The sequence below is a fragment of the Candidatus Sororendozoicomonas aggregata genome (assembly GCF_031528575.1).
GTDB classification, from domain to species: domain Bacteria; phylum Pseudomonadota; class Gammaproteobacteria; order Pseudomonadales; family Endozoicomonadaceae; genus Endonucleibacter; species Endonucleibacter aggregata.
Window position 1 is genome coordinate 1 of record NZ_JAVLSP010000151.1, and the last position, 5,008, is coordinate 5,008.

A 5,008-nucleotide genomic window follows, 5' to 3' on the forward strand; every position below is an offset into this window, starting at 1 on the left:
TTTAGCAAATAGAACCACTATTCACTAAAAATTTCCGACTTTTTATCCTCAATTTTCTGCCATCCTCGCTACGGGCGCTATTCTCGGTCAGGCTCCTAGCAAAACTGCTGATGTCATCAACCACAAATCACCCTACCGCCAGTGTTGTAGTGAATGGACGAAGCACATGGAAGCGAACGGCTTTACGGTCAAAGAAAAGCCGCACGATAACATGGACGCTATTAAACGCCATTTGGGCATCACCAATCAGCAACTTCACTCTTGCCATACGGCTGAAATTGATGGCTACGTTTTTGAAGGCCATATTCCAGCGGATGACATTAAGGCTTTTTTGGAAAACCCACCGCGCAATGCTAAAGGTCTTACCGTTCCCGGCATGCCAATGGGTTCACCAGGCATGGAGTATGGCAATAAGAAAGACAGTTACTCGGTCTATGTCTTCAACGACAAAGGTGAAGTGTATAAATACAGTCACTACAAAGGCAACGTTCAATGAACGATTAATAAAAATCTGTTCATGGTCTTTTATAAGAAGTGAAACCCATGGGAAAAGCGCTAAACAGTCGCCTTTATCCTTGGCCGGGGCCCAAAAAACTGTGAACAGCAGCTTAAAGCCTATCTTGACCCTCCAATTTTCCAGATCCTCGCCTGGCACAGTCTTTATAACAGTCTCAAAGGGTAAAACTGGAAGAAACACCTCAAGTGCGAAAGAAATCTGTTGCTTTTACCTGTGGCAGCGATAGGATGATAGTCGAACCCTAAAGAGATAGGCGTTAAACGCCATGCAACAACTGTAGCCTTTAAAAATGAGTCAAAAGTCGTTTTGTCTGACAATAGCTGGTTTATTTCGTGGATATAAACAACGTTTATTTTTCGTTTTTAAATGGCTTTGCTATGGGGATAGGTTTCAGGTGACTGATACCTTAAAAAGAGTTCGTTATGCCCAAGGCAATAGTGGTGTTGTTCTCTCAATGATCTGAGCAGACAATCCTTTGTCTGATCCGGTACAAAAAATTTTGACAGGTAAACGGTTGCCCTATGAAGCCATCCTTACAGCTAAAAATGGGCCAGCAACTGACCATGACGCCTCAGTTGCAGCAGGCCATCCGTTTGTTGCAGTTATCATCGGTGGAGCTACAACAGGAAATTCAAGAAGCCCTTGACTCTAACCCCATGCTGGAAACGGGAGAAACGCGCGCAGAAACGCCTGAGGCACAGCCGCAGGCGGGTGAACAGCCACCGGATTTTAATGAGGCAGCGCCCCAGGAGCCCGTTAAAGAAGAGGCGCAATGGAGCGAAGCTATTCCTTCTGAGTTGCCTTTGGACTCGAAGTGGGATGATATTTATTCCAGCATGCCGACGCCGCCTGTGGAGGATGACATGGAGGCCCACGCACGCTCGGGAACCGTCGACTCACTTCAGGATCATCTTGAGTGGCAGCTCAACCTCTCTCCCATGAATAAAAGGGATCTGTTGATTGGTTTAACCATTATTGAAGCCATTAATCCAGACGGGTATCTTTCCTGCCCCCTTGAGGATATCACCCAGGCCCTTGCCGAAGAACTGGATGAGCTTGAGCATGGTGAAGTCAAGGTGTTACAGCATCGAATTCAGCAGTTTGACCCCCTCGGTTGTGCCAGCCAGAACTTGCGGGAATGCCTGAAATTGCAACTGGCACAATTGGATGTCGCGGAGCCTTTGCTATCCATCACCCATCAGCTGATTGATGACCATCTTGAAGCTTTGGGAAGCCATGATTACGCCACAATTATGCGTAAATTGCATATCAAGGAGCAACGTCTCAGTGAGGCCTTGCAGGTGATTCAGAGGCTCAACCCAAAGCCGGGAGAAGCTATCGCCCTTGCACCCTCAGAGTACGTAATACCTGATGTGGTGGTAAAAAAATACAAAGGACGCTGGAGCGCCGAGCTAAACGCGGATGCCCTGCCAAAACTGAGGATAAATGCCGGTTATGCGGGCATGGTCAAGCGTTCGAATACATCCCGTGATAATACCTTCATGAAAAATCATCTGCAGGAAGCGCGCTGGTTTTTGAAGAACCTGCAAAACCGCAATGAAACGCTCTTGAAGGTGACGCGAAAAATTGTTGAGCACCAGCAGGATTTTTTTACTGAAGGCGAGGCGGCAATGAAACCGTTGGTGCTCGCTGACATTGCTGATGCTGTGGGCGTGCATGAATCGACGATTTCCAGGGTAACCACTCAGAAATACATGCATACCCCTCGAGGACTGTTTGAGCTGAAATACTTTTTTTCAAGCCATGTTAGCACCAAAGAAGGGGGTGAATGTTCATCCACAGCAATCCGCGCGCTGATTCGTAAAATGGTGTCTGAAGAAAATGTGCGCAAGCCATTAAGTGATAATAAGATTTCTTCTCTGTTGAATGATCAGGGGATTAAGGTTGCCAGGCGCACAATTGCCAAGTATCGTGAGTCACTACAGATTCCGCCATCTAACGAACGTAAGCGGCTCGTGTGATTTTTTGTGATAATCTGTCGCAAAACTCGCAAACTGTTGTCTTGGTGATAAAATGTAACTTACCGTTCCAAGAGACCCCGGGGAACGGTGGTTTGGAGTGATGGGGTCAGGAGAGCACTACATGCAAGTCAACATCAGTGGACATCATGTCGAGGTAACAGAAGCTCTACGCGATTATGTCACCAAAAAGTTGGAGCGCCTGGGTGCTCACTTTGATTGCATCACCAATGTGCAGGTGACTCTCAGTGTAGAAAAGCTCGTCCACAAGGCTGAAGCAATTCTTCATACTCGTGGGGCTGACATTAATGCAGCGGCTGAATCTGAAGACATGTATGCTGCTATTGACCAGCTATCGGACAAGCTCGACCGGCAACTGGTCAAGCACAAGGAAAAGACGTTGAATCGGATGCAAGGGGCAGCCGGTCGATTTTGAATCTCCACACCCATGATCATTGAAAATATACTCACACCCGAGCGCACTCGCTGCAGTGTGCACGGGACTAGCAAGAAAAAAATTCTTGAAATGGTTGCTAACCTGATTAGTGATGAGGTGCCAGCCATTGATGCAAAAGATCTCTTTTCCTCTTTGATTTTCCGTGAACGCCTTGGTACAACAGGTTTAGGGCGGGGAGTCGCTATTCCCCACTGCCGAAACAAGGCCTGTGTCGAGCCAACGGGCCTGTTTATCAAGCTGGATGAACCCGTGGATTTTGAGTCGTTGGACAACAAGCCTGTCGATTTGGTGTTTGCCCTTGTGGTGCCTGAAGAAAATACGCAGGAACATCTGGATATCCTCAAGGCGCTTGCCAGTCGCTTACAATCAGATAGCTTGCTGCATAAAATGCGTGAGGCGAATAACTCCACAGCACTCTACAATTGCATTACAGCTGATCAATATCGAGCTTGATGACAAGTCCCAGTGAAAGTACAGGAGATTAAATAGTGCTGCTTTGTCAACAAGAATTATTCTGGGTAACGATAGCAGCTGCCGCTTCAGGATTATCAAACGTCCGGGAGCCTGTCGGACTTAAGGCGATTTCGGCCTGAAATCCAGAAAGAGCGGCCATATTTTCCGATGAATTTGCTTAAATAGGTCAACTATTCGCACAAATCCATGGAAAAATCTGACTCGCTCTGCTGAATTTCATGCTCGAAAGCTTAAGCCCGACAGGCGCCTGGGCTATCTACGGGTAAAGTCGGTTGATCGTAATGCACTGGTATAGCCGTCTAGTGCATTACTGTGAACCCACTTAGGGCAGGAATTCCTATTATGAAACTGGTGATCATCAGCGGGCGCTCGGGGTCGGGAAAAAGTTCCGCGCTACACGCCCTTGAAGATGAGGGCTATTACTGTGTGGATAACATTCCCGTCAGCATACTGGACCAGCTACCTGTTACTTTGACCCGCACCCACAGTAAAGCACCCGCCATGGCAGTCAGTATTGATGTACGTAACGTGCCCGGTGCTATGGAAAGTTTTCCCAACGTACTGGCGCAGCTACGCAGCCAGGGTATCGATTGTAAAGTTATCTTTCTGGATGCTAACATCAACAGTCTGCTGATGCGCTATAGCGCCACTCGACGCAAACATCCATTAACGAACGAACAGTACTCACTGGCAGAAGCGATTGAGTGTGAAAAACTCTTATTGGGGCCGGTGCAATCTCAGGCTGATTTGCGGATTGATACATCACCGCTGTCAGTTCATCAAATCAGGGAACGAGTGAGGAAAGAGTGTGCGGACTGTAGCGAAAGCGGCCAGAAAATCAGCTTACTGTTTCAGTCTTTTGGCTTTAAACATGGCATTCCTATTGACGCAGATTTTGTTTTTGATGTTCGCTGCTTGCCTAATCCATTTTGGGTAGAGTCCCTCAGGGGCCATTCGGGTCTGGAGAAACCCGTACAGGATTTTTTATCTGGAGATCCTGACGTTATGGCAATGCTGGATGATATTGCGGGTTTTGTGGAAACCTGGCTTCCCCGGTTTGAATCAGGGCAGCGAACCTATATGACAATTGCCGTTGGTTGTACGGGTGGGCAGCATCGTTCAGTCTATCTGACTGAAATGCTGGGTAAACGTTTCCCTGATTTGCCCAATACCATTCAGGTACGCCATCGGGAGCTAGGAAGCGCATGATTACCCGAAATATTGAAATTGTTAACAAACTGGGGTTGCATGCCCGGGCAGCCTCGAAGTTTGTTTCGGTGACATCGCGATTTACCAGTAAAGTCAGTGTTTGTTTCAACGGTCAAACTGTTGATGGTAAAAGTATTATGGCGATTATGATGCTGGCTGCTGGCAAAGGAAAAACTCTGGGGGTCACCTTCGAGGGGGACGATGAGGTTGATGCCTGTGAGGCTTTATGCGAGCTGATTGGTAATCGCTTTGACGAAGCTGAATGATGAACGTCTAGCCCGGATATTTCATAAACTGCCCTGAGAATTGCGCGGAACCTTGCGGCTCTAAGGGATTTTGCGAAGGAGCGCCGTACCGGGGAGTAGGGTCGAC

6 protein-coding genes are annotated in these 5,008 nt (G+C 47.7%); all 6 read left to right on the forward strand.

The window, feature by feature from the left end; all coding sequences use genetic code 11:
- Window positions 1-166 precede the first annotated feature (166 nt).
- Window positions 167-496 carry a DUF411 domain-containing protein gene (locus V4C51_RS17035; RefSeq protein ID WP_330927375.1) on the forward strand — a complete coding sequence of 110 codons (330 nt, stop codon included), beginning with the start codon at window positions 167-169 and terminating at the stop codon, window positions 494-496.
- Between the two features lie 542 nt (window positions 497-1,038).
- Window positions 1,039-2,499 carry an RNA polymerase factor sigma-54 gene (locus tag V4C51_RS17040; RefSeq protein WP_330927376.1) on the forward strand — a complete coding sequence of 487 codons (1,461 nt, stop codon included), beginning with the start codon at window positions 1,039-1,041 and terminating at the stop codon, window positions 2,497-2,499.
- Window positions 2,500-2,620: 121 nt separating this feature from the next.
- Window positions 2,621-2,932, forward strand: a complete 312-nt coding sequence (gene hpf / locus V4C51_RS17045; RefSeq protein WP_330927377.1) for a ribosome hibernation-promoting factor, HPF/YfiA family — start codon at window positions 2,621-2,623, stop codon at window positions 2,930-2,932.
- A gap of 12 nt (window positions 2,933-2,944) precedes the next feature.
- Window positions 2,945-3,406 carry a PTS sugar transporter subunit IIA gene (locus tag V4C51_RS17050; protein WP_330927378.1) on the forward strand — a complete coding sequence of 154 codons (462 nt, stop codon included), beginning with the start codon at window positions 2,945-2,947 and terminating at the stop codon, window positions 3,404-3,406.
- Window positions 3,407-3,769: 363 nt separating this feature from the next.
- A complete protein-coding gene (gene rapZ, locus V4C51_RS17055; protein ID WP_330927379.1) occupies window positions 3,770-4,636 on the forward strand; it encodes an RNase adapter RapZ in 867 nt (288 codons plus the stop codon).
- Window positions 4,633-4,902: an HPr family phosphocarrier protein gene (locus V4C51_RS17060; RefSeq protein ID WP_330927380.1), complete on the forward strand. Its 270-nt coding sequence runs from the start codon at window positions 4,633-4,635 to the stop codon at window positions 4,900-4,902. Before rapZ ends, V4C51_RS17060 begins: the two co-directional genes overlap by 4 nt.
- Window positions 4,903-5,008: the final 106 nt, after the last annotated feature.

Excerpts from the sequence above, each read along its gene's own strand:
- V4C51_RS17035 (WP_330927375.1), top strand. The coding sequence starts at position 167 with ATGGAAGCGAACGGCTTTACGGTCAAAGAAAAGCCGCACGATAACATG.
- V4C51_RS17040 (WP_330927376.1), top strand. The coding sequence starts at position 1,039 with ATGAAGCCATCCTTACAGCTAAAAATGGGCCAGCAACTGACCATGACG.
- hpf (WP_330927377.1), top strand. The coding sequence starts at position 2,621 with ATGCAAGTCAACATCAGTGGACATCATGTCGAGGTAACAGAAGCTCTA.
- V4C51_RS17050 (WP_330927378.1), top strand. The coding sequence starts at position 2,945 with ATGATCATTGAAAATATACTCACACCCGAGCGCACTCGCTGCAGTGTG.
- rapZ (WP_330927379.1), top strand. The coding sequence starts at position 3,770 with ATGAAACTGGTGATCATCAGCGGGCGCTCGGGGTCGGGAAAAAGTTCC.
- V4C51_RS17060 (WP_330927380.1), top strand. The coding sequence starts at position 4,633 with ATGATTACCCGAAATATTGAAATTGTTAACAAACTGGGGTTGCATGCC.